The sequence below is a fragment of the Pueribacillus theae genome (genome assembly GCF_003097615.1).
GTDB classification, from domain to species: domain Bacteria; phylum Bacillota; class Bacilli; order Bacillales; family UBA6769; genus Pueribacillus; species Pueribacillus theae.
In genome coordinates this window covers 25,259-51,595 of the sequence record NZ_QCZG01000013.1, presented here as the reverse complement: position 1 = coordinate 51,595, position 26,337 = coordinate 25,259, and the positions used below count along the sequence as shown (strand labels likewise).

The window sequence follows — 26,337 nt, the reverse complement described above, 5'->3', positions numbered from 1 at the left end:
AATAATTGTTTTCTAGGGTTCCGCAGCTTTGCCTGGACTGGTCCGAGAGAAAACGCACGGTTTACCTGTGTACACGGAGGGATAAAAGCCCGGGAGGATATCGATATTAGATATCTCTCGGGCTTTTTTGTTTGGGAAAAACATGCTGTAAAGGAGTGGTTTTGAATTGGACAGGAACTGGTTGTATATTTTTTCAGCCGCAGGCTTTGAAATCGTTTGGGTGGCAGGCCTTAAGCACGCGAATGATTGGTTGACATGGACAGGAACAATCATCGCGATTATAAGCTGTACGATTTTATTGATTAAAGGAACAAAAAAGCTGCCAGTTGGTACAGCGTATGCCGTTTTTGCAGGGCTCGGAACAGGCGGAACAGTCCTAGTGGAAATGCTTATTTTTGGGGAACCATTTAAAATTGCAAAACTGCTGCTTATTCTTCTGCTTCTTTCAGGAGTCATCGGTTTGCAATTGGTAACGGAAGAAAAAGAGTTTAAAGAGGAGAGAGGCTAATGGAGTGGTTTATACTTGTGTTGGCCGGGATGTTTGAAGTGCTTGGTGTGTTCGCGCTTAATAAGATCAGCGAAAAAAAAGAATTAAAATGGTTTGCGCTTTTACTAGGAGGATTTGCGATTAGTTTAACGCTCTTAACCTTTGCGATGAAGACCATACCAATGGGGACTGCTTATGCTGTTTGGACGGGCATTGGCACGGTCGGCGGTGTTCTATTAGGCATGTTTTTTTACGGAGAGTCAAAAGACTGGCTGCGTATTCTTTTTATTAGCATGGTTGTTGTGGCAGCGATAGGATTAAAACTAATCTCTTGAACTATAAATTCGCCCTTCTTAAAGTAATCGTTTTCATTTATACTGTAGAAAGGGTGAAATAAGTAAAGAGGAGGATTTGCCATGACGCAAGCATTAGAAAAAAAGTGGCTTGAGCATTATCCTGATGAGATTGCAAAAACGCTTTTCTATGATGAAAAGCCTCTATTTTATTATTTAGAAGAAGCTGTAAGACAGCACCCTGAGAAAAAGGCAATCCATTTTTTAGGGAAAGAAATGACATACGGGGAGCTTTATGAAAGTGCTTTGAAATTAGCGAATGAGTTGCAGAAACTAGGTTTGCAAAAAGGTGATCGAGCAGCTGTCATGCTTCCAAATTGTCCACAAAGTGTGATAAGTTATTATGCGATTTTGTTAGTCGGGGGTGTCGTTGTCCAAACGAATCCCCTTTATACGGAAAGGGAGCTTGAGCATCAGTTGGCGGACGCTGGCGCCAAGATCATTATCTGCTTGGATTTAGTTTATCCCAGAGTGATGAAAGTCAAAGACAAAACGAAACTTGAACACGTAATTGTAACGGGTGTGAAGGATTATTTGCCATTTCCAAAGAATTTTCTTTATCCAATCGTTCAGAAGAAACAGCAAAAAGGCTTAATCGTTAACATCCATTATAACGATTCCACACATCGCTTCGTTTCCTTACTAAAAAAAGGCGTCGCCCAAGACATTGAAGTATCGATTAACCCGAAAGAAGATATAGCCCTTTTGCAATATACGGGCGGTACAACCGGGCTTGCGAAGGGTGTCATGTTGACTCACTATAACCTTGTTGCAAACACGCAGCAATGCCGGGCATGGCTTTATAAATCTAAAACTGGAGAAGAGCGAATTCTTGCCATTCTACCTTTCTTTCATGTATATGGCATGACAGTTGTAATGAACCTATCGATTATGATGATGTCCGAAATGATTTTGATGCCTCAGTTTAAACCAGAAGATGTTTTGAAGGTGATCCAAAAGCAAAAGCCGACATTGTTCCCGGGTGCGCCGACGATGTATATTGGTTTGTTGAATCATCCTGACATTGAGAAATATGACCTTTCATCAATAAATGCTTGTATAAGCGGATCGGCACCATTGCCTGTAGAAGTTCAACAGAAATTCGAAGAAATAACAAAGGGAAGGCTTGTGGAAGGATACGGTTTAACGGAAGCATCACCAGTCACCCATGCGAATTTTATTTGGGGAGAACGTGTCAAAGGCAGCATCGGCGTTCCATGGCCTGACACAAATTCTGCGATTTTGAGACCTGACGGAAGCACTGCAGAGATAAATGAAATCGGGGAATTAGCCGTAAAAGGCCCCCAAGTGATGAAAGGATATTGGAACCGTCCTGAAGAAACAGACGAAGTGTTGAAGGATGGCTGGCTTTATACAGGTGATATGGGGTATATGGATGAAAATGGCTATTTCTATATTGTCGATCGAAAGAAAGACATGATTATTGCAGGAGGATACAATATTTATCCGCGTGAAGTCGAAGAAGTGCTTTATGAAAACGAATGTGTCCAAGAAGCAGTCGTCGTAGGCGTTCCTGATAAATATAGAGGCGAAACGGTAAAAGCGTTTATCGTTTTAAAAGAAGGAAAACAATGTACCGAAGAGGAGCTTGACAAGTACTGCAGAAAACATCTTGCTGCATATAAGGTTCCTAGACTGTATGAATTCCGAAAAGAGCTTCCTAAAACAGCCATTGGCAAAATCTTGCGAAGAAATTTAGTAGAGGAAGAGAAAAAGAAAGAGAGTCAAAATTAAGCTTCTTTTATTTTTTTAAAATTAGTGAATGATGGTTCATTCATGAAAAGGATGCGTAAATGACTGGCATTCCCCTATGAATGAGTAGGCCGATGATTCACCATTGCCTTATAGACAATGAAATCGATTGAAATGAAGAACAGACATTGCCTCTGTTCTTTTTTTAATGAAAAATTTTATCCCGCATAAACTCGCCTGTAAAGTAATTGGATCTGGGATCTTCAATATTATTGTTTAGTAAAGTATATTTATTATAAAGGGGATGATTCAAATGATTGGAATGGCTGTACTTTTCATTTTATTAGTCTTGGCGTTAGTTGGCGGAATTGTTTGGTATTTCTATATGAAGATACGATACAAAACGGTTCCTTCAAATGAAGCAATGATTATTACCGGGCCCAAATTAGGAGATCCCGATAAAGAATCGAATATTTTCCAAGATGAACAAGGGCGGTATATGAAGGTTGTCCGTGGTGGTGGGCATCGTTTGAGGTTGTTTCAAACGCATACGCCTGTTTCACTAACATCCTTTCAGCTGAAAATAACCACTCCGAAAGTATACACGCTTCAAGGTGTCGGTATTTTTGGTGAAGCGGTAGCAACTGTAAAGGTTGCCGATACGTTAGAAGGGATTGTGAAATATGCTGAACAATTTCTTGGAAAAAAACAAAAAGAAATTGAGGATGAGATTTCAGAAGTACTAGGGTCAAATTTACGAGCCATTTTGTCAAAAATGACAGTGGAAGATATTAATAGCAACCGTGAGAGCTTTAATGAACAGGTGAGAGAAATTGCGCAAAGCCAGTTGGATGAAATGGGTTTTAAAATCACGTCATTAGGGCTTACAAATATTACCGATGATGAAGGGTATTTAGAGAACCTTGGGCGGCCTAAAATATCCGAAGTCAAAAAACAAGCAGATATTGCAGAAAGTACGAATGAAAGAGAAACAAAAGTCCATGTCGCTCAAATGAACGAAGAAATTGCAAAAGAAGAATATTTGCGTAAAATGAATATTGCTGATTCAAGAAAAGAAAAAGAAATTAAGGATTCCCAAATTTTAGCGGAAACCAATCGTGAAAAAGCGAAAGCAGAAGCGACATATGAGTTGGAAAAAGAAGCGAGAAGACTTGAAATTGAAAAGGAACGCATTAAAATTGACAGACAGAAAAAAGAAGGGGAATTGCTGCTGCAGCAATTAGAGCAAGAAAACAATGTAAAGTTGGAACAAGAAAAAGTAAAGGTAAGAAGAGAACAAGCAGATGCGTTATTCTATGAAAAAATGAAAGAAGCCGAAGCCGAGGCGAAAAAGATAGAAGAAAAAAGCTTAGCAGAAGTGGCAGCAATCGAAAGAAGGGCGGAAGCGCTTCATAAGCACAAGGAAGTTATGTTAACAGAAATGATTATAAAAATGATGCCTGAGTTTGCTTCAGCTGTATCTGAACCAATTAGTAAAGTGGAATCCATTCGTATTTTAGATGGCGGGAGTGGCAAACAGATAAATAGTTTGCCGCAAACAGTGACGAATACGATGGTAAACTTACAGGAGAGCTTGGCTCAAATGACGGGCATAGATGTAAATGACATATTGAATCGAATAGCAGGGAACAATCCTTCCGATTCGAATGACGTTTTAAATGATGAACAAAAAACAATTGATACTGATGAGCCAATCACCAAAAATGAAAATCAGGAGTGATTCATTTTGAAGGCAACTCTTAATGGGTTGCCTTTTTAAAAAATATGTATAAATTTGCTTTGTCGCAAATTTAGACCAATCTGGCCTCTGACTTCTTACGGACGGTTGTACCGTGGTAAAATAGATATGAGAAAGTGGGTGTGAATAAAAATGGAACTCGTTCAGTGCATAAAAAACGTATATGCGAAAGTGTTGCATGACTATATTGAAATTGAAAATGCGCAAGTACTGTTCACAAAGGGATACGTTTATCCCGTTTTTAAAGATGAATTAGACAATTGGCTAACAATAGATGATGAAGGCGAGCAGCATATGATCGCTTCTGAAGTGAAATCCATTGCGGATGATGGTTGGTTTCAAGAATACTTTCGCAGATTGTAGGTTTTGAATGAAAGGGGAAAATCAGACGATAACAAAATGTTCATTTTTTAAAAAATTTTTCATTGGTGGAGTGGCCTTGTCTAGCTCACTCTATTTCTATTCGCGATTTATCGAACCGAGAAGGCTCACAGTTCAGGAAATCCCCATTATTTCAGGGAAAATCCCGCTGGCTTTTAACCACTTTAAAATCGTCCAATTTAGCGATACCCATTTGTGCAGCTTTTATGAAATTGGCCGATTGGAAGAACTTGCCAGCCAGATCAACCAACTGAAACCTGATATCGTGGTATTTACAGGGGATTTAATCGATAATCCGTTTACATACAGGAAAGCGGATGAAATCCCTTCAATTTTGAAAAATATAAGAGCCCCATTTGGAAAATACGCTATTTATGGAAACCATGATCACGGCGGCAATGGAACGTTTCTTTATAGAATTCTAATGGAACATTCAGGTTTCAGATTGCTCATAAACAATACGGTAAAAATTAAGAAAGAAAATGAACATATAGGCATTGCGGGCATTGATGATGTCGTGTTTAACCGGCATCATTTGGAACAAGCGCTAGGCCATTTATCTCCGCGGCACTTTAATATTTTGCTTGCTCATGAACCGGATATTGCGGAGCTAGCTTCGAGGTACCCTGTCGATCTTCAAATTTCCGGCCATAGTCACGGAGGGCAAATTAAGCTTCCGTTTTTCGGCGCAGTGGTAACTCCTAAATTTGGAAGAAAATATGTGGAAGGCTTGTACAAAGTGGGAAATTCTGACATGGTGGTTTACGTAAACAGGGGAATTGGGATGACAAGAATGCCTTTGCGTTTTCTCTCTTCTCCTGAATTAACGGTGTTTACGTTAAAAAGTGAATAATAGGTAAAGCAGGCTTATAAGAAATAAAAAATCATAAGATTAAATGAATAAAAAAACCTCCACGGCACCAAGATGTGTTGGAACATTGGTGTTGCTGGAGTTTGCAATTTTGAGGACGATAGTGTTGGCACAGTGTGGGGGAAAGTCGTAGACACTTATAAGGATTCGTTGAAAAGCTAATTCTCACTGTTTCTTATAATTCATACAATATGTTTTTAGGAAGTTTAACTTTTTTGAATATTTATGTTACTATTTGGAAAAAGGAGGCATTGTTCTATTTGTGCAATTTTATATAGAATGACTCTAGTTAATAAACGAACGGAAGCACACATTTAACTCGTTGAAACAGGCATTATAAATGATATTTCACAAAGAATTTTTTTTGAGAGGAGGGCGGGAATGAAAAAATATCGCAATATGGTTGTAGGTGCTTTTAATGAATTCCATTCCCTAGAAAAATCTCTTATGAAAAAATGGGAGCGCTTTCATTCTTCGGATGTTTTTCCTAAAGATCTGCGCCCGATTATTCTGTCATCTTGGAGAAGATGTAAGCAAAGCTTTATAAATCCGTTAAAGAAAGAAGCCGATTTAGTATATAAAGGTGATTCTCTTAAGGAAAAAATAGAACAAAACGAATTCTTATTAGATATTGCCAATCCATATATGGAGCAACTTCATCAATATTTCTTTGATCAAAAAATTGCTGTGGTTTTATGTGATAAAACCGGAGTAATCATTGAAGCGAAATCGAACAGCCAAATGTGGATGGATGTTGAAAGACATCGTTTTGTACCTGGAAGTAACTGGGATGAACTTAGCACAGGTACAAATGCTATTGGGACAGCATTAATTGAAGAAAAACCTATTCAAATTTTTTCAAGCGAACACTATTGCCAAGGTTGGCATCGTTGGGTATGTTCAGCAGCACCTATAAGAGATCCTATGACCAATCAAATAATTGGAATTCTAAATATTACTGGCGAGAAAGAACTTGTTCATGCGCATAATATTCATCTCGTTATAAATCAGGCTTTGCAGATCGAAAAGGCTTTAGGGCATCGCCTCATGGAAGATCACTTATTATCATTGCAATCTCTTCTAGATTTTATGCAGGATCCGTTTCTGATCTTTGACATAAATGGAAAAGTTACTAGATGTAACAAAGCGGCTAGTTATCTATTAAATATATCAGAAGGTTCATCAATATATGACATCCTACAATTTTCAGAGGTACAAAATTTAGAATCACTGGGACGATTTAATATTGAACAATTTCAGCAGGCTGATAATTTGTGGAAAGTAAATGTTCAATCCTACAAGCTAGGCGGTAATTTGCTTGGGGGAATTGTTATTTTTCAAAAGCAACCCTATAAATTGCTAAAATTATCAAAAAATTCAGCTAAGAAAGATTTTAGTAATATTGTAACGAATGATCCAGAAATGTTAAAAGTGATAAAGAAAGCGAAAAAGGCAGCTTTTAGTGATCAAAATATGATGATATTTGGAGAGACCGGAACAGGGAAAGAGGTATTAGTGCAGTCGATTCATTATTTTGGACCGAGAAGTGAATATCCTTTTGTTGCAGTAAATTGTGGAGCGATCCCAAAAGATTTGATTGCCAGCGAACTGTTTGGCTATGAAGGAGGAAGCTTTACAGGGGCTAAGTCCAAAGGAAAAAAGGGGAAATTTTTGTTAGCTGACCTCGGAACCATTTTTTTGGACGAAATTGCTGATTTACCTATCGACATACAAGTTTATCTACTACGGGTACTTGAAGAAAGAGAAGTTTTTCCTATAGGCGCAAAAGAACCTATTCCGATTAATGTCAGGGTTATTTGCGCAACACATAAAAATTTAAAGGAAGAGGTAAGAAAAGGGAATTTTAGGGAAGACTTGTATTACCGGTTGAATGTGATTTCTCTTTCTCTCCCTCCGTTGCGCGAAAGAAAAGATGATATTCCGTTACTTGTTGACTCTTTCCTTACTGAGAATGGAAAAAAGTTATTCGAGATGTCTGGTGAAGCAATAGATTTACTGATGAAGTACGAATGGCCGGGGAACATCCGCCAGTTAAAAAATTGTATCGAACAGTCAAAATTTAATGCGAACGGGAGACAAATTTTGCCAAAACATTTACCAAAGGAAATCTTACCGGCCAATAAGAAGAAAGTGAATGAAAAACAACGTTTTCCGCAGCAGAAATTTAAAATTGGGAAAAATGAGCTAATGCTAGCACTGGAAAAGACAAATGGGAATGTAACACAAGCTGCAAAATTATTGAATGTGTCCCGCATGACAATCTATCGAAAAAAAGAGGAATTTCAACTAAAGTAAAAAGTGTCACGTTACAACTTGTTACAGTGTCACATACTGTAACGTGACAGTTCCTTGTTACCTTACTTTACAGCACAGGTTCTTTATGTCCTGTGCTTTTTGATGTTTTTAAGGTTGGCATAAGAATTGCATAGTTTAGTAATAAAGCGAATCAAATAATTCTTAAGGAGGAAGTAATTTTGAGTACTAATCTATCTGATGTCATGACGTTTAACGAATGGCCCGCACGCCCCAAAGTAAAACTAGGTGATTTAGGGGCGGAAATAGGACTGTATGAAACCGCATCGGCGTTACAGACTCAACTGAATGATTTCGCGAAAAACAAAATGCGCCCGATTGGACAAACCCTAGACAGACTGTCAGCCGAAAAAGTTATTGCTGAAGAGTCTCAATTTTGGGAGTTCAGAAAACAGTACACCCAATTCGGAATCAATGTGGAAGCCCTTGCAACATTTGCGCCGGAAGATATTCCGGATATTTTCTGCGTCATCTTCGAAGAATTGGGTTATGGAGATGCAGGGCTTGCTATCTCGACGGGCGTCGATCTTTTACCGCATTATATGGCGTCGAAATTTGGCAATGACTTTGTCGCAAAAAAATATGACGAATCTTTGATCGGATGCTGGGCGATTACTGAACCCGATCACGGAACGGATAGCTTAGATCCTGAAGGACGCGCTTTCCAGAAAGGCGGAGACTACGGAACACCAGGTTGTTCAGCCGAAATAACCGATGGGAAGATTATTATTAACGGTCAAAAATCTGCCTGGGTATCGAATGGCCCGATCGCGGAACTAGCTATTCTTTATTGCCAAGTGAAAACGAAAGACGGCAAAGTGGATCCTTCCCATGGAGCGGTTGTAATCGTTCCGTTGGATGCGCCGGGTGTCTCAAAGGGTCCCGCGCTGGAGAAAATGGGTCAACGGTCTTTACCGCAAGGGGAAATCTTTTTTGAGAATGTCAAATTGGATATTGATCATTTATTGATTGAGCCTAAAGATTACGAAAAAGGATTGTACGCCATACATAGTGAGGCCAACACCTTGATGGGCGCGGTGTTTACCGGTTGTGCTAGAGCCGCCTATGAGTATGCTTACGATTACGCTCACGAAAGAAGGCAAGGTGGTGTTCCTATCATTCAGCATCAGGACGTCAAACGCCGAATCTTCCACATGGCACGGAAAGTTGAACTATCACGTGCAATAACACGAAGAGTGGCTCGTTACAACATGCTTTCCCGTTTGCCAGCCTTACAAGCAGCTATGTTTACAAAAATCACTGCCACTGAGCACGCCCTAGAAGTGGCAAGTGCCGCGGTACAGTTGTTTGGTGGTAATGGGGTGACACTGGAATATCCCGTAGAAAAAATCTTCCGGGACGCACGATCATCATTGATTGAAGATGGCTGTAATGAAGCTCTGTCCATTATGGGCGGGGATCTATTGACCGATTTTGAAAGAGCGGGGATGTAGTCTTGAATACGAAAGCGATCATTGCTGGCGTAGGTATGACACCGTTCGGTGATCATTCGGATAAGACTCTCAAAGATTTGGGATTGCTTGCTATCAATCAGGCGTTGAGTGACAGCGGTCTTGATTTTTCAAGTATTGAAGCGGTCTGGGCCGGATCCGCCGGTGCGCCGCTAATCACTGGACAAGTTTGTATTAACGGCCAAGTGGTGCTTCAAGACATCAATGATAAACAAATTCCAGTTATAAATGTGGAAAATGCATGTGCCACCGCTTCGACCGCATTCCAACAAGCCGCTGCCATGGTAGAACTAGGCGCTTATGATGCGGTACTGGCTTTCGGGGTGGAAAAGCTCTACCATCCGGAGAGGCAACGGGTGGGGCAAGTTTTTATGGGCTGTACAGATACGACTGACCCAGATGTTTTAACTCGATTTTTAGGGAGAAAAGTGGATAGTGCGCAAAGGCATTCTGTGTTCATGGATATTTATGCGGATATGGCCCAAAAGTATATGGACGCGAGCGGGGCTACAAAGCGACACTTCGCACAAATCGCGGCCAAAAACTCCTACCACGGAAGCCTGAACGAATACGCGCAATTTCATAATGTGCTCAGCGTGGACGATGTGATGAATGCAAGAACCATTGTCGATCCACTGACACTCCCGATGTGTTCACCGCTTGGCGATGGTGCCGCGGCCGCTGTGCTTGTTTCACCGAAAATGGCAAAAAAGCTAGGTCTAACAACGTCGGTATATGTTCGCAGTTCGGTTTTAGCCAGTGGGGCCAACTTGGAGAATTTACCGGATCTTACCGCAAGCACCGCGCTAAAAGCCTATCAGCAAGCAGGGATCGATCCCGCGGAAATCGATTTCGTCGAGCTTCACGACGCTACTTCGCCGGCGGAAATGATGTATTACGAGGCTCTCGGGTTGTGTGGTCAAGGTGAAGGCCCCGCGTTGGTGGAAGATGGAGCAACTTCACTTGGTGGGCGAATTCCTGTCAGTGTTTCTGGAGGCTTAATTCGTAAGGGTCATCCTATTGGAGCCACCGGCTTAGCGCAGATTTTTGAGCTTACTCAACAACTCCGAGGTCTTGCCGGTGCCCGTCAAGTAGAAGGTGCCAAGGTTGCCTTAGCGGAAAATGGCGGTGGTTGGCTTGGTAATGATGCCGCTGCCATCGTAATCACAGTGCTTTCATCATGAGTATATTTTCTCCTTTGGGGCAGTCCAATATTTGACGGAAAAGAATCCTAACAGATTACTGATAACCTTCGTGTTACTCGAAGGCGACACATTGGCGGACAGAATTGGTTGCATTAATGTCAACATGTGAAAGGGGATGGAGTAACTATGAAAAATAAAACGGAAGGCGCCAAGAGCGTCTTAGTGGAAAACGGTGGCAACTGGCTTGATAATGATGCCGCTGCCATCGTAGTCAAGGTGATTTTATCATGAATATGTTTACTCCTTTGGGAGCCGTTCAACATTGGGCGAAAAAGGAGCCCAACAAGTTATTACTGACCTTCGTGTCAATCGAAGACGACACATTCGTGGAAGAAAATCGTACCGCTGAACAATTGTTAAACAATGGTTTGATGTTGGCTTCTGCACTAGCAAATGTAGGCTTGAGGGAAGGCGATCGTTTTGCTTTGGTGATGAGAAACCATCCAGAGTTCGTTGAAGCTATGCTAGCATCGGAAATATTGGGGACAGTTTTTGTGCCTATCGATGTTAGGGTGCAACCCGAACGTCTGGCGTTTATGGTGCTGCACACCGATTGTCGCGGAGCGCTAGTATCTGAAGAAGGTCTTGGTAAAATTCATGCACTTAAGGCATGGCCAGAGCCCCTAGAGTGGGCTTGGGTGATAGACAGTGATAACGATTACTGCTCTACCCCTTACGTTGCATCCTTAAATCATATTTTTCAATCTATTGACAAGGAAAAAGAATTGCCGAGCCCAGCTAAGCCTAGACCGTTAAGCGATACTATGCAAATGCTGTTTACTTCTGGCACCACTGGCGATCCTAAAGCCATTCAATCCAATTACCATCGATTCGCCAGCGTGGGCGCGTTGCATACGCTTCTCGGATTGACACCAGAGGACCGTCCCTACACTGGTCTGTCTCTAACCCACGCCAATGCTCAACTTATTAGCTTAGGGTATTCCCTTACTTTGGGTCTGCCTCTTGTGATTAGTCGAACATTCACGAAAAGCCGGCTCTGGGACATCGTCGCACACTACGGATGCACCACTTTCAATTTGCTCGGTGGCATGGCGACAGCGCTTTTCTCCGAGCCGGAAAGTCCTTCTGAACGCCAGCATAATGTTCGTTTTGTTTTAAGCGCTGGCATGCCGGCGGCTATGTGGGAAGAGTTCGAAAGGCGTTTCAACGTCAAGATATTTGAATTTTACGGAACTGCAGAAGGCGGGATGACTTTCAATCCGCCCGGAGTTGGTCCGGTAGGATCCATTGGTAAACCGCCCGCTGGTATCCAGTGCGAAATTCTTGATAGACACGATCAACCTTGTGCACCTTTTGATATCGGTGAGATCTGCTTCAGGAATGCCGATGGTAAAGCAGACCCAGTCAACTACTTTAAGGATCCCGAGGCATCGAAAAAGAAAACCAAGGGGAATTGGTTTCGAAGCGGAGACTGCGGCTACAAAGATGAAGAAGGCTGGGTATACTTCTCCTATCGTGGTGGCAGTGCTGTCAGAAGAAACGGCGAATTCATTATTGTCGAGGACATGATGACAGCGTTGGCCAAACATCCCGACATTAACGATGTGTATGTCTACGGTGTAGCCTTAGACAGCAACTCTCCAGGTGAAAAAACGGTGATTGCCGCTATCGTGTTGAATGAAAAGAGAAAACTAGTTATCGATGACTTTCTATCTAAGGTTAGCGAGGTTATCGGTCAAGGCCCTCATCCCGATTACTTTCAAGTACTTGCTGAAATTCCTAAAACAGCGTCGGAGAAACCAGTAGAGAGATTTCTAGTTCAACACCTGAATACTGGTGAGGGAGTTATTTTCTCTCGCAGAGGGGACCGGGTTGATTCCGTTCGTGTTAACAATTAAAAAGAGGAGGCAGTAATGATGAAAAATAAAGACGTAGTTGTTTATGGTGCTAGTGGTTATACAGGCAAACTGATTATGAAACATCTGGCTGAACTGGGGATTCCTTTCATTGCCGCTGGAAGAAGTATGTCTCGCTTGAAAGAGCAATGTACCCTAGTGCCCGAGCTTGAGAACGCAGACTATAGCGTAGTCGAGGTGGCCCATAAGGAAGCAGCGCTAACCGATTTGTTCACAGGAAAAAAGGTGGTCTACAACGTTGTAGGGCCGTTTATGCAAGTCGGTGAAACTGTGGTAAAGGCAGCACTGACGGCTAATTGCCACTACCTTGACTCAACCGGCGAAACTGATTGGATGTTCTTCTTACGCGATCAATATGGTGAGAAGTTTGACAAGAAAGCCTTACTTTTAGCTCCGGCCTCAGCTTATATGTGGACTGCTGGAATGATGGCGGCTGAGATAGCGTTGGAAACTCCCGGTGTGAACTCGTTGGATATCCTTTATTTTGCAGACTCGTCTACCAGCACTACTTCTACCAAGTCTTTTCTAAGGATGTGCACCAAGCCACAATACTACCTAGAAAACAATACCTTGCGGATGTGGCCATACGCAAAAGCATATGATGTTAAGACTCCGGATCAGCACCGGTTATTCAAAGCTTTACCTTGGTCTGGTGGCGGTGAAACGGTGTGGTTCGAGAATGACGAGCGGGTGACCAACTGTGCGACGTTGGTGGGCTTTAAGAATGAAGTCATGTTCGGCGGCATTTTAAAAGTACTCGAGGAGTTCGAAGAAAAGTATCGTTCTTTGAGTGCCAAAGAGCAGGAAAAGGTTACAAATGAAATTGGCGGAACCATCACTCCTGAAGAACCATCCCGGGAGAATCCAGATGTCAACCGGTCGGTCATCTCTTGTATCGGTCGTGGTAACACCGGTGGCGTAAATGTAGTACTGCGAGGAAATTCGCCTTACTTGCAAACCGGCGCATTAGCGGCAGAAGCATGTCGCCGGATTCTCGCTGGCCAGCTCTTAGCTACGGGTTTCCAACCCATCACAAAAGCGATCGGCACGCGCAACATTCTCGCTACATTGGCTAATCTGGGCTATCACACCTGGCAGGCCACGCCTTATTAATGAGATCCAGGCTAGATATTACAGCTTATATTAAAAGCGTAATGTTTAGTCCGCTCACCTGTTAGAATCAGATTTGTGCTCCATCCAAGAGTTTCAGGTAGAAAATTACGTAAATAAAACAAATGAACGTTTTGGGTCGATTGAAGGGAACACCAAAGTCGAGAAGGATAATGTAGCCATTTCAATCTATATATTGAGCCGTTAAGGCACTGGTAAACAAGGGGCTACTTGATAAGCCCCTTATTTATCAGTAAAAATGGGTTAAATTAATGGGGAAACTGTGTTGTCATGTAATTGGCAAATTGTTGCTGGGATTGTTGGAGCTGTTGCCCGTCCGCAGCCTCTAATTTATACCAGCCTTTTTTAAACATTAAATTGAAAAGATCACGCTGGCAGTTTTGTGTTTCGGTGTATATCATGAGAATATCTTGATAAAGCTGCTCATGGCTTGCTTCATTCAAAGCGGTATCATAGCCGTCTGTCATATATTTTTCAGTTGACAGCATATCATTTAACCGATCGCGATCATTCATAAGCTCAGTCTTGGGAACTTGTGATTGAGGGTTTTTAATTTTATTGCTTTGATTCGATTGCACGAGAATTCCTCCCTTATTGCTGTTGTTGTGGCATATTTGTCATTTGTTGTGTTGACATAGCCTGAGGTTTTAAGTGGCTAAGTAATCTTTCATAATGGCGCTGGTGCATGTCACCTGACTTTTGGATTGCTTGTTTTACTTCGGGATCTGTGCATTCTTCAGCCCAATGATACGCTTTTTTCATAGCCAGCAAATTCCACGATAACATATCGGTCATATACAAATGGTCTTTTGTTGATATGATGTTTGGCGGCTGTGGCATAATATTTTGTTCGGTTTGCAATGGTTGCTGATTGTCCATACAATTCCCTCCTCGTAAAAAATTAATTTTAGTATGCGGCAAAATGGATGAAATTATCACGCATGAACTTGAATGAGTCGAAATTCAAGCTCTCTCTGCATAATTTTTTATTGCGTTCATCGAGAAAATCCGTTATATTAAATAGTGAAAAAGGAAATTTCAAATTTTTTTATAACAAAAATGAATGAGCATTCATTCAAATTGAGGAGGTTCTTTTATGGCTCGTGAAATACAGAGAGCAGCCGTGATTGGATCAGGTGTGATGGGTTCAGGAATCGCTGCCCACTTGGCGAATATTGGAATCCCTACATTGCTGCTGGATATTGTACCAAATGAGTTAACGAAAGCAGAGAAAGAAAAGGGACTTTCTCTTTCAAATCGGGTGGTGCGCAACCGTCTTGCAGATGCAGCGGTGGCGAAGTTATTTAAACAAAAGCCCGCCCCACTTACTAAAAAGAAAAATGCCAGTTTTATTACAACTGGAAATTTAGAGGATGATCTTGAGAAACTGGCAGAGGTTGACTGGATTATTGAGGTCATCGTAGAAAATCTTGAGATTAAGAAGCAACTGTTTGAAAAAGTGGACGTTTACCGAAAAGAGGGAACGATTGTCAGCTCAAACACTTCCGGCATTTCGATTGAAGCGATGGCTGAAGGGAGATCAGCTGATTTCAAGGCCCATTTTTTAGGAACGCATTTTTTTAATCCTCCACGCTATCTAAAATTGCTTGAAATTATTCCAACGAAAGAAACAAAGCCGGAAGTTGTTGCTTATATGAAGCAATTTGGCGAAAATGTCCTTGGCAAAGGGGTAGTCGAAGCAAAGGATACGCCAAACTTCATAGCCAACCGGATCGGGACGTACGGTTTGCTTGTAACCGTTGGAGAACTATTGAAAAGTGGCTACTCTGTCGGTGAAATCGATTCTGTAACAGGAACACTCATTGGAAGAGCGAAGAGTGCGACATTTCGGACATTGGATGTTGTAGGGCTTGATACATTTATCCATGTTGCAAACAATGTTTATGAAAACGTTGACGGGGAAGAGAAAGATCGATTTCATGTACCGCACTTTATGAAAGAAATGCTCGAAAAAGGCTGGCTCGGCAGCAAAACAGGACAAGGCTTCTACAAAAAAGAAGGCAAACAAATTTTGGAATTGAATCCGGAGACAATGGAGTATGAACAACGCAAAAAGTTAAAGGCCCCGTCCATTGAGCTTGCAAAGCAAGCAAAAAAATCTGAACGTTTAAAAACAATAATTTATGCCGATGATCGTGCCGGCCAGCTGCTATGGAACACATTAAGTCTTTCATTGCTTTACGCTGCAGAAAAGGCATATGAGATTGCAGATGATATTTATGCTGTCGATCAAGCGATGAAATGGGGCTTTGGATGGGAACAGGGCCCATTTGAAACGTGGGATGCAATCGGCGTTGAACAATCCGTTGCCAAGATGGAACAGGAAGGAAAAACAGTTCCAAGCTGGGTAAAGGATATGTTAGCTGCCGGCAACCGTTCATTTTATAAAAAGGATAATGGAAGCACATTTTATTATGATAACGGAAGCTACAAGAAAGCGGAAGAAAACCCAAAAACGATTAACCTCGTAAAATTAAAAGAGCAAAACAACGTAATCAAAAAGAATAGCGGGGCAAGCCTGATTGACCTTGGCGACGGGGTTTTAAATTTGGAATTCCATTCACAGAACAATGCGATTGGCCTTGATATCATTCAAATGATAAATACGGCCATTGAGGAAGCTGAGCAAGGGGATTACAAAGGGCTTGTCATCGGGAACCAAGGAAAGAATTTCTGTGTAGGCGCCAATCTCGCCCTTATGCTTATGGAGGCGCAGGATGATAACTTTTTTGAACTTGAATTGACGATTCGCCAATTCCAAGATGCGATGATGCGCATTCGTTATTCGGCAAAGCCTGTCGTTGCAGCGCCGTTTTCCATGTCGTTGGGCGGCGGGGCTGAAGTGGCGATGCCGGCGGCAAAAATCCAAGCATCATCAGAAACCTATATGGGCCTTGTAGAAGTCGGCGTTGGGCTTATCCCTGGCGGCGGAGGCAACAAGGAACTTTACCGGCGTCTGCTGGAAGGATTGCCCGAAGGAACGGATCTGGACTTGCAGAAAATCGCAAATAAAACGTTTGAAACGATCGCAATGGCGAAAGTATCTACTTCAGCAGATGAAGCAAAAGAGTACGGATTTTTACATGATGAAGACGGGATAAGCATGAACGGCGACCATTTGATTTACGACGCGAAACAGCAAGTGATTCATTTGGCAGATGAGGGCTATCGCGCACCGAAACGCATCAAAATTCCGGTTGTCGGTGAAACGGGTTATGCCACAATGCTCATGGGTGTCAAATCAATGCAATATTCAGGCTACGTCAGTGAATACGATGTCCATATTGCGAAGAAGCTTGCTAACGTTATCGCTGGCGGAAAGCTTCCGTATGGAACGCCAGTTGATGAACAATATTTGCTTGATCTTGAGAGAGAAGCATTTTTAAGTTTAATTGGCGAACGCAAAACGCAGGAAAGAATGCAGCATATGCTTGTAAAAGGAAAACCGTTGCGGAATTAAAAACAGTCTATAGAATATCGAGGGGGTAAAAAAACTGTGAGAGAAGCAGTGATTGTTGCCGGAGCAAGAACACCTGTCGGCAAGGCAAAACGCGGAAGCCTCGCCCAAACCCGGCCTGATGATCTCGGTGCGCTTGTCGTAAAAGAAACGCTAAAGCGGGCGAATGGGTATGATGGACGGATTGATGACATCATCATCGGAACTGCCACACCAGAGGCTGAGCAAGGGATGAATGTCGCAAGAAATATTGGTGCACTGGCCGGACTGCCAGACACAGTACCGGGAGTGACCGTCAACCGCTATTGCTCATCAGGGCTTCAAACGATTGCCTACGGGGCGGAACGGATTATGGTTGGAAGCGCTGAAGCGATTATCGCGGGCGGTGTCGAATCGATGAGCATGCTTCCAATGGGCGGGCATGTGTATCGATTAAATTCAAAACTTGTCGAAACAGCACCTGAATATTATATGGGGATGGGGCATACTGCAGAAGAGGTAGCAAAAAGATTTGAAATCTCTCGGGAAGATCAAGATGCTTTTGCGGTAGAAAGCCATCGGCGTGCAGCCGAAGCGATCAAAAACGGGAAATTCGTTGATGAAATTGTCCCGGTAGAAGTGACAAATCGTTCACTTGATGAAAATAACAAACTTCGAGAACGCACCTTTACTTTCAGCATGGATGAAGGGGTAAGGGAAGGCACAACAATGGAAGTTCTCGCAAAACTGAAACCTGCTTTTTCAGTAAATGGGACGGTTACTGCCGGGAATGCTTCACAAATGAGCGACGGTGCAGCGGCGGTTTTAATCATGGATCGGGAGAAAGCAGAAGCGGAAGGCTTGACGCCGCTTGCGAAGTTCCGCTCATTTGCCGTGGAAGGTGTTCCGCCGGAAATTATGGGAATCGGTCCAGTAAAAGCCATTCCAAGAGCGCTTGAAATTGCTGGATTAAGCAAATCAGACATTGCTTTATTCGAGTTAAATGAAGCATTTGCTTCTCAATCGATTCAAATTATCCGCGAACTCGGCCTCGATCATGACAAGGTAAACGTAAACGGAGGAGCTATTGCGCTCGGGCATCCGCTCGGATGTACAGGTGCGAAATTAACATTATCGCTTATTCATGAATTAAAACGCCGCAATGAGCAGTTTGGCGTTGTCACCATGTGTATCGGCGGAGGAATGGGTGCCGCAGGTGTCTTTGAATTGCTTTAAGAAAGAGGAAATGTTCACAAGTTCGATGCGATGACAAATCATGTATCCAATAACTTAGAATCTTCACAAACGACTTAGAGGAGGAAATAAAAGATGGTGGAAGTAATGAAAAAAGGCGGAAGTTTTTTAGTTGAAGATGTCGATGCAGAAGATATTATTACTCCAGAAGACTTTAATGAAGAACAGCTTATGATTGCTAAGACAACAGCAGATTATGTTGAAAAAGAAGTAAAGCCTGTCCATGAGAAGCTCGAAAACCACGAATTTGAATATTCCGTTCAACTGCTAAAAAAAGCCGGTGAACTCGGACTGCTAGGCGCCGATGTACCGGAAGGATATGGAGGCCTTGGCCTCGATAAAATCAGTTCAGCCTTGATTACTGAAAAAATGGGCGGAGCTGGCGGCTTCGGCATTACGCACGGCGCCCATGTCGGCATCGGTTCATTGCCGATTGTCTTTTTCGGAAATGAAGAGCAAAAGAAAAAATACCTTCCCAAACTGGCGACTGGTGAACTTATTGCCGCTTATGCACTGACAGAGCCTTCTTCAGGTTCTGACGCGCTGGGTGCAAAAACGACGGCAAAGCTGAATGATGAAGGTACTCACTACATTTTAAACGGTGAAAAACAATGGATCACAAACTCGGGATTTGCCGATGTATTTGTCGTCTATGCAAAAATTGACGGCGATAAATTCAGCGCGTTTATCGTTGAACGAAACTTCGAAGGGGTTTCTACCGGTGTGGAAGAGAAGAAGATGGGAATTAAAAGCTCTTCCACCCGTACATTGATTTTGGAAGATGCAAAAGTGCCAAAGGAAAATCTTCTTTATGAAGTTGGCAAAGGCCATGTTATCGCATTCAATATTTTAAATGTTGGGCGTTACAAGCTTGCTGTTGGCGCTGTAGGAAGTTCGAAAATCGGCATTGAACTTGCCGCAAAATATGCAAATGAACGCAAGCAGTTTAATACGCCAATTTCAAATTTCCGTCTTATCCAAGAGAAGCTTGCAAATATGGCGGTGAAAACATATGCGGCTGAAAGTTCCACATACCGTACTGTCGGCCTGTTTGAGCAGCGCTTCCAAAATCTTTCAGAAGAGGAAAAAGAGGATGGCACTGCCGTAGCCAATGCGATTGCGGAATATGCCATTGAATGCTCACTAAATAAATTTTTTGCGTCTGAAGTTTTGGACTACGTCGTTGATGAAGCGGTGCAAATTCACGGCGGATATGGCTATATGCAAGAATACGAAGTTGAGAGAATGTACCGTGATTCCCGCATTAACCGTATTTTTGAAGGAACAAACGAAATCAACCGCCTGATTGTACCGGGTACGCTTGTGAAAAAAGCGATGAAAGGCGAATTGCCGCTTTTACAAAAAGCACAAGAACTGCAAGCTGAAATCATGGCGTTAATGCCTGAAGAAGTGGGGGATGAGCCGTTAGCCCAGGAGAAATATTTGATCAAAATGGCGAAAAAAGTGTTCTTGTCTGTCGCAGGCATGGCGCTGCAAAAGCTTGGCAAAAAATTGAACGATGAGCAAGAAGTTCTTGCAAATGCAGCTGACATCGTAAGTGAAATTTACGCAATGGAATCGGCTGTGCTCCGTACGGAAAAGGCGATTAACAAAGACGGCCTGGAAAACAGCAAAATAAAACTGCTTTTGACAGAGGTTTACTGCCAGGAAGCATTCAATAAAATTGAAGCACACGCAAAAGAATCTCTATTGTTCATTGAGGAAGGCGACAGCTTGCGCATGATGATGTCAGTCCTTCGCAAACTAACACGCCACAACCCAATTAACGTCATCGCCAAAAAGCGCGAAATCGCAGAAGCGATCATTCAAGAAGAGAAATATGTGGTTTAATATGAACATCAGTTGTTCGCTCCCTTTTAGGGGGCGATTTTTTTTATACGGTTTCTTTCAAGGCCTTAATTTTATGGGTAACCGGAAAATAATGTGGAAAAATGACTTTTTCTACTTATTCTAAAAATGTTCAATAGGAGCTTGTCTTTTTCATTTTGCTTTTTGAAGGAATCGTTTACAATAGAACTATGAAGACTTTAATTGCAAAATAACGGGAGTTGGGATAAATGAAAGCACTGCTTCAATTTATATTGCGTTCGGTAGCCGCTTTCTTTAGCGCCGGAATCGTTTGGCCGGTTAGCTTTTTTGCTTTTCACCAATCTTTTTTGTTGGCTAGTTTTTACGCTTTGCTTGGTGGAGGAGTTGTTTATTTTTCTTTAAAGCAAATCGAACATTTCCAGCATTTGCGAAAAAACGGCCTTACAAGAAGAGAGTACAAATTTATTGAGGAAAATTTAAAAGAAGCGAAGCAGAAAATTGTCAGGCTTCGAAAATCAATGACAAGTGTGCGGGGGATTTCTCACATCAAACAAAATTTCAACATGATTCGTACGGTCCAAAAAATTTATTCAAACACAAAAAAAGAACCGAGGCGTTTTTATCAAGCGGAACGTTTTTTCTATAGCCATTTAGACTCTCTCGTTGAATTAACAGAGAAATATGCCTTTCTATCCTCACAGCCCGCAAAAACGAAAGAACTTTCCAGATCTTTAAGGGAAACAAGAGAGATGATTTCTCAAATCAATGAAGCAATTGAAGAAGATTTACGGGCTATGTTAGTTGATGACGTTGATACATTACATTTTGAATTGGACGTAGCAAAGCAATCCGTGAATCGATTAAAAGACACCGAGAGGAGGTCGTCAAGTGAACGAGCATAACGGACAAAAACAAACGGATAAAATTGATGATTTGCTGGCAAATCCATTTGGGATCCAAGAAGAAAATGGACAAGCCAAGGAAATTCAGAAATCGGGTGATCGCCCGGTTAAACGGATTGAAAGGCTTGAGGATGAAGACAAAGAAAAAGCAATGGAACTGGCAAAACAGATCGACCCGAAAAACCAGCATGCCATCGCGCAATACGGAACTGCGGCCCAAGGAAAGCTGTTAAACTTTTCACACACGATGCTTGAACATGTCCAAAAGAAAGACACAGGCGAAATTGGCCACGTGCTTTCGGAATTAATGAAAAAACTTGAGCAAGTGAATCCAAATGAACTACAGGCAGAAAAGCGGAACATCTTCTCCCGTATGTTTGGAAAGGTGTCAAACTCAGTCAATGAGATTCTTTCAAAATATCAAAAAACCGGCGCGCAAATCGATCGCATTAGCGTAAAGCTTGATAAATTTAAACAGTCATTAACACAAGACAACGCGATTTTAAATAAATTATTTGAAGAAAACAAAGACTACTTTCACGCGCTAACCATTTATATCGCTGCCGGTGAATTAAAATTAGAAGAACTGGAAACAAAGATCATACCGGCGCTTAAACAAAAAGCAGAAATGAGCCAAGACCAAATGGATTTTCAAGCTGTAAATGATATGGTTCAATTTGCGGAGAGGCTTGAAAAGAGAATCCACGATTTGAAGTTGAGCCAGCAAATCACCTTACAAAGCGCACCGCAAATCCGCCTTATCCAAAACACAAACCAAGCGCTAGTCGAAAAAATTCAATCATCGATTTTAACGGCGATCCCGCTATGGAAGAACCAAATTGCGATTGCCCTTTCCTTGCTTCGCCAGCGCAATGCGGTTGAAGCACAAAAGCAAGTATCGAAAACAACAAATGAGCTTTTGTTAAAAAATGCGGAAATGCTCAAAACAAATACAATCGAAACAGCGAAAGAGAATGAACGGGGCCTCGTCGATATTGAAACATTGAAAAAAACACAGGAAAACTTAATCGCTACAATCGAAGAAACACTTCGCATTCAAGCGGAAGGCCGTGCAAAACGCAATCAGGCAGAACAAGATTTGCTATCAATGGAAAATGAATTGAAACAAAAGCTGTTAGAATACCGATAAATGATATGATGGGGGGACAAAACATTGGCTTTAACATTTTACTGGTATCCGAAATGCGGGACATGCCGTAAAGCGAAAAAATGGCTAGAAGAAAACGGTATTGACTTCAATGAAGTTCATATTGTCGAAAACCCGCCTTCAAAAGAACAGTTAAAAGACCTGTTTGAAAAAAGTGGACTTGAGTTGAAGAAATTTTTCAATACAAGTGGAATGAAATACCGTGAACTCGGTTTAAAAGATCGTCTAAAAACAGCATCTGAAGAAGAGATGCTTGAGCTGCTTGCTTCAGATGGCATGCTGATTAAACGCCCAATCGCTACTGACGGAAACAACGTAACTGTTGGTTTTAAAGAAGATTTATACGAGAAAGCTTGGAAGTTGTAAAACAAATCATAATCATTCATAATGATACCAATTAAGTTATTTATTGGAGGGATTTCAATGAACTTGCCAAACGATTTACGCTATTCAGATGAACACGTATGGGTAAAAGTTGAAGGAAACAATGTAAGAGTTGGCATTACCGATTTCGCACAATCGGAATTAGGCGACATCGTCTTTGTCGAATTGCCTGAAGTTGGCGCCGAAGTAGAGGCGGACGAGCCGTTCGGAAGTGTAGAATCAGTCAAAACAGTCTCAGAACTATATGCGCCAGTGAACGGCAAGGTCGTTGAAATTAATGAAGACCTTGATGACAGCCCAGAATTCGTAAACGAATCACCCTATGAAAAAGCTTGGATGATCGTGATTGAACCAACGAACATGTCTGAAGTCGATGAATTAATGTCTGCGGAAGACTACGAAAAAATGGTATCTGAGGACGAATAATCGAACAATTGCCTATATGAAATGTTAGCGGGGCGATTTTGCCTGGAGAGAACCTTTTTTCGTAAGAAAAACCCGCTTCTCGGAAGGCAAATCGACTTCCGCGGGAATTTCAATAGAACCAAAACGAAAAAATCCTACAGCACGCTTTTATGCTCTGCTAGGATTTTTTTAATGAGGAAACTGTAAAGAGATTGGAGTTTTAGTTGCGTGATTTCAGAATTGAATGAAACACAATTTAAAACAAAATTACAAGAAGAGCCTTTAGTGGCTGCTTTTTTCCACACCCCGTTTTGTGGAACGTGCAAGCTTGCCAGAAATATGCTGGAAACAGTAATAAGTAAAATGAATGTAACGTTTCCCATCGTTTCTTGTGATCTGAATCGAATGCCTGATTTAGCTGAGCCATTTAAAATTATGAGCGTTCCCATTCTCGTATTTTTTAAAAACGGAGAGCCGGTCGAACGTTTCGTCGCTTTCGGCGAGTTGGAGAAATTATTCTATTTGTTAACTAAGTTTTCGGAATAAAACTAAAGATAACATTGACAATCGAAGGAAACGTTGTTAAAGTTTTATTATTCCAATGTATTTAGTGCGAATTAAGGAGGAAATGACCATGTCAGAAGAAAAAAAATATCGTATAGAGACACTTGGCGTTCACGCTGGCCTTGAAGCCGACCCTGTGACGGGATCGAGAGCCTTGCCAATTTACCAGACAACCGCTTACCAATTTAGAGATACAGAACATGCCGCGAATCTTTTTGCGCTTACAGAACCAGGCAATATTTATACACGGATTATGAATCCAACCGTTGGTGCTTTAGAAGAACGCATCACACAAATGGAAGGCGGGGTTGGAAGCTTGGGGCTTGCAAGCGGTTCGGCTGCGATTACGATGGCTATTATGAACATAGCCGGCACAGGGGATGAAATCCTGGCTGCTTCCACATTATATGGCGGTACATACAATTTGTTTGCTGTTACATTACCAAAGTACGGAATAAAAACAATTTTTGTTGATCCTTCCGATCCGGAAAATTTCCGCAATGCGATCACGTCAAAGACGAAAGCGATTTTTGCTGAAACGATTGGCAATCCTGGGCTTAACGTACTGGACATCGAAGCAGTAGCGAAGATTGCCAATGAAAATGGCATCCCTTTAATTGTTGACAACACGTTCGGTACCCCATATTTATGCCGGCCAATTGAACATGGGGCGAATATTGTCGTTCACTCTGCAACGAAATGGATCGGCGGCGCAGGAGCAACAATGGGCGGCCTTCTCGTTGATGGCGGCAATTTCGACTGGAACTCCCCGAAATTTCCGGGCTTCACTGAGCCGGACCCAAGCTACAATGGATTAGTATACGCTGAAGCGTTAGGGAATCAGGCATTTATTACGAAAGCACGCGTTCAGCTGCTTCGTGACATGGGTCCTTCTTTAAGCCCATTTAACGCCCACCAGTTGGCGCTTGGATTGGAAACCCTTCACGTAAGAATGAAAGAGCATATTGCCAATACGAGAGAAATCGTTAAGTACTTAAAGAACCATCCTGATGTAGAATGGGTATCGTATCCCGAACTGGAAGATCATGAATCAAAAGAACTTGCGGCGAAATATTTGCCAAAAGGGGCAGGCTCTATCATCGTATTCGGAATCAAAGGCGGAAGAGAAGCTGGGGAAAAGGTTATCAATTCTGTAAACCTTTGGTCACATCTTGTCAATGTCGGTGATGCGAAAAGCTTAATCGTCCACCCAGCAAGTACAACGCATTCCCAGCTTGATGAAGAAGGATTGAAAAGCGCTGGTGTCAGTGCCGATATGATTCGCCTATCCGTTGGTATTGAGAATGTCGAAGATTTAATTGAAGATCTTGAACAAGCATTTCAAAAAGCAAAATCAGCATAACTTCGGCCTCTGTTTAAGAGGCCTTTATAGATTCCGCAGAGATTTTAAGGATTATTGCTAACCATGAGGTTCATCTGGCCTGCCCGTGGCAGAAGGAGAGATACGGTTGATTTTCTACAAATATGACGTTTGTTGTTTCAACATTAAAATGTTAGGGTATGGTCATAGTGTTAACCAAATCAAAAACACTGAAAGGATTGGTTTATTATTTTATCCCCATTAAACTTGAATTACACAAGTGAAATGGAAAGGGCAATGCATCAAGCGCATGGTTTTGGATTTGACGAATATTGCCAAAGCTTTGAAAAACGGATTGAAGTGGAAAAAACAAGGGAACAAAGCTACAAGAAAAGCCGCTGGGTTGTCAAGGACGCTGTGAAAGATCATTAGTATGACGATAAATAGATGAAAAGCCAGTCAATGGGTGACTGGCTTTTCATCTGTTTGGATAGCCTAATTGCTATAGAGGGACATTACTTGATAAACATTTTTATTTGTTATAAGATTGTAATGAGAATAGATTGAGAATACAAAAACCAATATTCATGTTGAGAAATTGTGGGTGTTAGGCAAAACTTTCCCATTTGCAAATGATAACCTAACATCGAAATTACATTCATCTACTGGAGGTATTTTTCATGACAGCACCACATTTAAAAATTGATAATTTACATGTATCGATTGAAGATACAGAGATTATTAAAGATTTAAGCCTTGAAATTAAGGGCGGAGAAATCCATGCCGTAATGGGTCCTAACGGAACAGGAAAATCAACGCTTGCTTCTGCGCTTATGGGACACCCTAGATATGAAGTCACTCAAGGAAGTGTAACGTTCAACGGCAAAGACTTGCTTGAAATGGAAGTTGATGAACGTGCAAGAGAAGGTCTATTTCTTGCGATGCAATATCCGAGCGAAGTCAGTGGTGTAACGAATGCGGATTTCATGAGAACAGCCATCAATGCGAAGCGCGGGGAAGGCAACGAAGTTCAACTAATGAAATTTATCCGCCAACTTGATGAAAAAATGAAATTGCTTGATATGGATGAATCATTCAGCCAACGTTATTTAAATGAGGGTTTTTCAGGCGGAGAAAAAAAGCGAAATGAAATTTTGCAGTTGCTCATGCTTGAGCCGAAGATTGCAATTTTGGATGAAATTGATTCAGGTCTTGATATTGATGCGTTGAAAATTGTTGCCAAAGGCGTCAACGAAATGAGGAATCCTGAGTTTGGAGCGCTGATCATTACACACTATCAACGTTTGTTAAATTATATTAAGCCGGATAAAGTCCATGTCATGATGCAAGGGAGAATTGTAAAATCTGGCGGCCCAGAGCTTGCTGAGCGCCTGGAAGCTGAAGGGTATGATTGGATTAAAGCAGAACTGGGCATTGAAGATGAAACAGTAGGCCAGAAATAGAAGCAC

The 26,337-nt window shown here is 41.9% G+C and carries 24 protein-coding genes and 1 riboswitch; of the genes, 22 read left to right on the top strand and 2 right to left on the bottom strand.

Going from position 1 to position 26,337, the window contains the following annotated elements:
- Nucleotide 1: 1 nt before the first annotated feature.
- Nucleotides 2–98: riboswitch (guanidine-I (ykkC/yxkD leader) on the top strand.
- Nucleotides 99–166: 68 nt separating this feature from the next.
- The 11 genes from DCC39_RS08105 to DCC39_RS08055 all read left to right on the top strand — a co-directional run bounded on the left by DCC39_RS08105 (nucleotide 167) and on the right by DCC39_RS08055 (nucleotide 13,565).
- Nucleotides 167–508, top strand: coding sequence for a DMT family transporter (locus tag DCC39_RS08105; RefSeq protein ID WP_116554393.1), 342 nt, complete (start codon nucleotides 167–169; stop codon nucleotides 506–508).
- Nucleotides 508–822, top strand: a complete 315-nt coding sequence (locus DCC39_RS08100) for a DMT family transporter (protein ID WP_116554392.1) — start codon at nucleotides 508–510, stop codon at nucleotides 820–822. Before DCC39_RS08105 ends, DCC39_RS08100 begins: the two co-directional genes overlap by 1 nt.
- A gap of 81 nt (nucleotides 823–903) precedes the next feature.
- Nucleotides 904–2,595 (top strand): AMP-binding protein, encoded by a 1,692-nt coding sequence (locus DCC39_RS08095; protein ID WP_116554391.1) that lies wholly within the window; start codon nucleotides 904–906, stop codon nucleotides 2,593–2,595.
- 271 nt (nucleotides 2,596–2,866) lie between these two features.
- The gene (locus DCC39_RS08090; RefSeq protein ID WP_240613575.1) at nucleotides 2,867–4,294 is read left to right on the top strand and encodes a flotillin family protein; all 1,428 of its coding nucleotides are present in this window, start codon (nucleotides 2,867–2,869) and stop codon (nucleotides 4,292–4,294) included.
- Nucleotides 4,295–4,444: 150 nt separating this feature from the next.
- Nucleotides 4,445–4,675 (top strand): hypothetical protein, encoded by a 231-nt coding sequence (locus DCC39_RS08085; protein WP_116554389.1) that lies wholly within the window; start codon nucleotides 4,445–4,447, stop codon nucleotides 4,673–4,675.
- Between the two features lie 70 nt (nucleotides 4,676–4,745).
- Nucleotides 4,746–5,546 (top strand): metallophosphoesterase, encoded by an 801-nt coding sequence (locus DCC39_RS08080; RefSeq protein ID WP_240613580.1) that lies wholly within the window; start codon nucleotides 4,746–4,748, stop codon nucleotides 5,544–5,546.
- A 399-nt stretch (nucleotides 5,547–5,945) separates the two neighbouring features.
- Nucleotides 5,946–7,880, top strand: coding sequence for a sigma-54-dependent Fis family transcriptional regulator (locus DCC39_RS08075; RefSeq protein ID WP_116554387.1), 1,935 nt, complete (start codon nucleotides 5,946–5,948; stop codon nucleotides 7,878–7,880).
- A gap of 179 nt (nucleotides 7,881–8,059) precedes the next feature.
- A complete protein-coding gene (locus DCC39_RS08070; protein WP_205948486.1) occupies nucleotides 8,060–9,352 on the top strand; it encodes an acyl-CoA dehydrogenase family protein in 1,293 nt (430 codons plus the stop codon).
- Nucleotides 9,353–9,354: 2 nt separating this feature from the next.
- Complete coding sequence (locus tag DCC39_RS08065) at nucleotides 9,355–10,554, top strand: thiolase family protein (RefSeq protein ID WP_116554386.1); 1,200 nt, start codon at nucleotides 9,355–9,357, stop codon at nucleotides 10,552–10,554.
- Nucleotides 10,555–10,802: 248 nt separating this feature from the next.
- Nucleotides 10,803–12,434 carry an AMP-binding protein gene (locus tag DCC39_RS08060; protein WP_116554385.1) on the top strand — a complete coding sequence of 544 codons (1,632 nt, stop codon included), beginning with the start codon at nucleotides 10,803–10,805 and terminating at the stop codon, nucleotides 12,432–12,434.
- 18 nt (nucleotides 12,435–12,452) lie between these two features.
- Entirely contained in the window at nucleotides 12,453–13,565 is a 1,113-nt protein-coding gene (locus DCC39_RS08055; RefSeq protein WP_205948485.1) for a saccharopine dehydrogenase family protein, read from the top strand.
- Between the two features lie 266 nt (nucleotides 13,566–13,831).
- Here DCC39_RS08055 and DCC39_RS08050 read toward each other — a convergent pair whose 3' ends face one another.
- Both DCC39_RS08050 and DCC39_RS08045 read right to left on the bottom strand, forming a co-directional pair.
- Nucleotides 13,832–14,098 (bottom strand): spore coat protein, encoded by a 267-nt coding sequence (locus DCC39_RS08050; RefSeq protein WP_116554419.1) that lies wholly within the window; start codon nucleotides 14,096–14,098, stop codon nucleotides 13,832–13,834.
- A gap of 76 nt (nucleotides 14,099–14,174) precedes the next feature.
- Nucleotides 14,175–14,462 carry a hypothetical protein gene (locus DCC39_RS08045; protein WP_116554383.1) on the bottom strand — a complete coding sequence of 96 codons (288 nt, stop codon included), beginning with the start codon at nucleotides 14,460–14,462 and terminating at the stop codon, nucleotides 14,175–14,177.
- 217 nt (nucleotides 14,463–14,679) lie between these two features.
- Here DCC39_RS08045 and DCC39_RS08040 point away from each other — a divergent pair, with 217 nt between their 5' ends.
- The 11 genes from DCC39_RS08040 to sufC all read left to right on the top strand — a co-directional run bounded on the left by DCC39_RS08040 (nucleotide 14,680) and on the right by sufC (nucleotide 26,331).
- Nucleotides 14,680–17,064, top strand: coding sequence for a 3-hydroxyacyl-CoA dehydrogenase/enoyl-CoA hydratase family protein (locus DCC39_RS08040; RefSeq protein ID WP_116554382.1), 2,385 nt, complete (start codon nucleotides 14,680–14,682; stop codon nucleotides 17,062–17,064).
- Nucleotides 17,065–17,100: 36 nt separating this feature from the next.
- Entirely contained in the window at nucleotides 17,101–18,276 is a 1,176-nt protein-coding gene (locus tag DCC39_RS08035; RefSeq protein WP_116554381.1) for an acetyl-CoA C-acetyltransferase, read from the top strand.
- A 93-nt stretch (nucleotides 18,277–18,369) separates the two neighbouring features.
- Nucleotides 18,370–20,145, top strand: a complete 1,776-nt coding sequence (locus DCC39_RS08030; protein ID WP_116554380.1) for an acyl-CoA dehydrogenase family protein — start codon at nucleotides 18,370–18,372, stop codon at nucleotides 20,143–20,145.
- A 227-nt stretch (nucleotides 20,146–20,372) separates the two neighbouring features.
- Nucleotides 20,373–21,026: a 5-bromo-4-chloroindolyl phosphate hydrolysis family protein gene (locus tag DCC39_RS08025; protein WP_116554379.1), complete on the top strand. Its 654-nt coding sequence runs from the start codon at nucleotides 20,373–20,375 to the stop codon at nucleotides 21,024–21,026.
- Nucleotides 21,013–22,176 (top strand): toxic anion resistance protein, encoded by a 1,164-nt coding sequence (locus DCC39_RS08020; RefSeq protein ID WP_116554378.1) that lies wholly within the window; start codon nucleotides 21,013–21,015, stop codon nucleotides 22,174–22,176. The genes DCC39_RS08025 and DCC39_RS08020 overlap by 14 nt, the downstream gene beginning before the upstream one ends.
- Before the next feature lie 24 nt (nucleotides 22,177–22,200).
- Complete coding sequence (locus DCC39_RS08015) at nucleotides 22,201–22,560, top strand: arsenate reductase family protein (RefSeq protein ID WP_116554377.1); 360 nt, start codon at nucleotides 22,201–22,203, stop codon at nucleotides 22,558–22,560.
- Nucleotides 22,561–22,617: 57 nt separating this feature from the next.
- On the top strand, nucleotides 22,618–23,004 hold the full coding sequence (gcvH, locus tag DCC39_RS08010; protein ID WP_116554376.1) for a glycine cleavage system protein GcvH: 387 nt from the start codon (nucleotides 22,618–22,620) through the stop codon (nucleotides 23,002–23,004).
- A gap of 207 nt (nucleotides 23,005–23,211) precedes the next feature.
- Complete coding sequence (locus tag DCC39_RS08005) at nucleotides 23,212–23,529, top strand: thioredoxin family protein (protein ID WP_116554375.1); 318 nt, start codon at nucleotides 23,212–23,214, stop codon at nucleotides 23,527–23,529.
- An 88-nt stretch (nucleotides 23,530–23,617) separates the two neighbouring features.
- Nucleotides 23,618–24,910, top strand: a complete 1,293-nt coding sequence (locus DCC39_RS08000) for an O-acetylhomoserine aminocarboxypropyltransferase/cysteine synthase family protein (protein ID WP_407071844.1) — start codon at nucleotides 23,618–23,620, stop codon at nucleotides 24,908–24,910.
- Between the two features lie 255 nt (nucleotides 24,911–25,165).
- Entirely contained in the window at nucleotides 25,166–25,300 is a 135-nt protein-coding gene (locus tag DCC39_RS19600) for a hypothetical protein (RefSeq protein WP_276309901.1), read from the top strand.
- 248 nt (nucleotides 25,301–25,548) lie between these two features.
- Nucleotides 25,549–26,331, top strand: a complete 783-nt coding sequence (gene sufC / locus DCC39_RS07995; protein WP_116554373.1) for a Fe-S cluster assembly ATPase SufC — start codon at nucleotides 25,549–25,551, stop codon at nucleotides 26,329–26,331.
- The last annotated feature ends 6 nt before the right edge of the window (nucleotides 26,332–26,337 follow it).

Bases quoted from the DNA above. Each gene is read 5' to 3' on its own strand.
- DCC39_RS08100 (WP_116554392.1), top strand. From the start codon at position 508: ATGGAGTGGTTTATACTTGTGTTGGCCGGGATGTTTGAAGTGCTTGGT.
- DCC39_RS08095 (WP_116554391.1), top strand. From the start codon at position 904: ATGACGCAAGCATTAGAAAAAAAGTGGCTTGAGCATTATCCTGATGAG.
- DCC39_RS08090 (WP_240613575.1), top strand. From the start codon at position 2,867: ATGATTGGAATGGCTGTACTTTTCATTTTATTAGTCTTGGCGTTAGTT.
- DCC39_RS08085 (WP_116554389.1), top strand. From the start codon at position 4,445: ATGGAACTCGTTCAGTGCATAAAAAACGTATATGCGAAAGTGTTGCAT.
- DCC39_RS08075 (WP_116554387.1), top strand. From the start codon at position 5,946: ATGAAAAAATATCGCAATATGGTTGTAGGTGCTTTTAATGAATTCCAT.
- DCC39_RS08060 (WP_116554385.1), top strand. From the start codon at position 10,803: ATGAATATGTTTACTCCTTTGGGAGCCGTTCAACATTGGGCGAAAAAG.
- DCC39_RS08055 (WP_205948485.1), top strand. From the start codon at position 12,453: ATGAAAAATAAAGACGTAGTTGTTTATGGTGCTAGTGGTTATACAGGC.
- DCC39_RS08050 (WP_116554419.1), bottom strand. From the start codon at position 14,098: ATGAATGATCGCGATCGGTTAAATGATATGCTGTCAACTGAAAAATAT.
- DCC39_RS08045 (WP_116554383.1), bottom strand. From the start codon at position 14,462: ATGGACAATCAGCAACCATTGCAAACCGAACAAAATATTATGCCACAG.
- DCC39_RS08040 (WP_116554382.1), top strand. From the start codon at position 14,680: ATGGCTCGTGAAATACAGAGAGCAGCCGTGATTGGATCAGGTGTGATG.
- DCC39_RS08030 (WP_116554380.1), top strand. From the start codon at position 18,370: ATGGTGGAAGTAATGAAAAAAGGCGGAAGTTTTTTAGTTGAAGATGTC.
- DCC39_RS08025 (WP_116554379.1), top strand. From the start codon at position 20,373: ATGAAAGCACTGCTTCAATTTATATTGCGTTCGGTAGCCGCTTTCTTT.
- gcvH (WP_116554376.1), top strand. From the start codon at position 22,618: ATGAACTTGCCAAACGATTTACGCTATTCAGATGAACACGTATGGGTA.
- DCC39_RS08000 (WP_407071844.1), top strand. From the start codon at position 23,618: ATGTCAGAAGAAAAAAAATATCGTATAGAGACACTTGGCGTTCACGCT.
- DCC39_RS19600 (WP_276309901.1), top strand. From the start codon at position 25,166: ATGCATCAAGCGCATGGTTTTGGATTTGACGAATATTGCCAAAGCTTT.
- sufC (WP_116554373.1), top strand. From the start codon at position 25,549: ATGACAGCACCACATTTAAAAATTGATAATTTACATGTATCGATTGAA.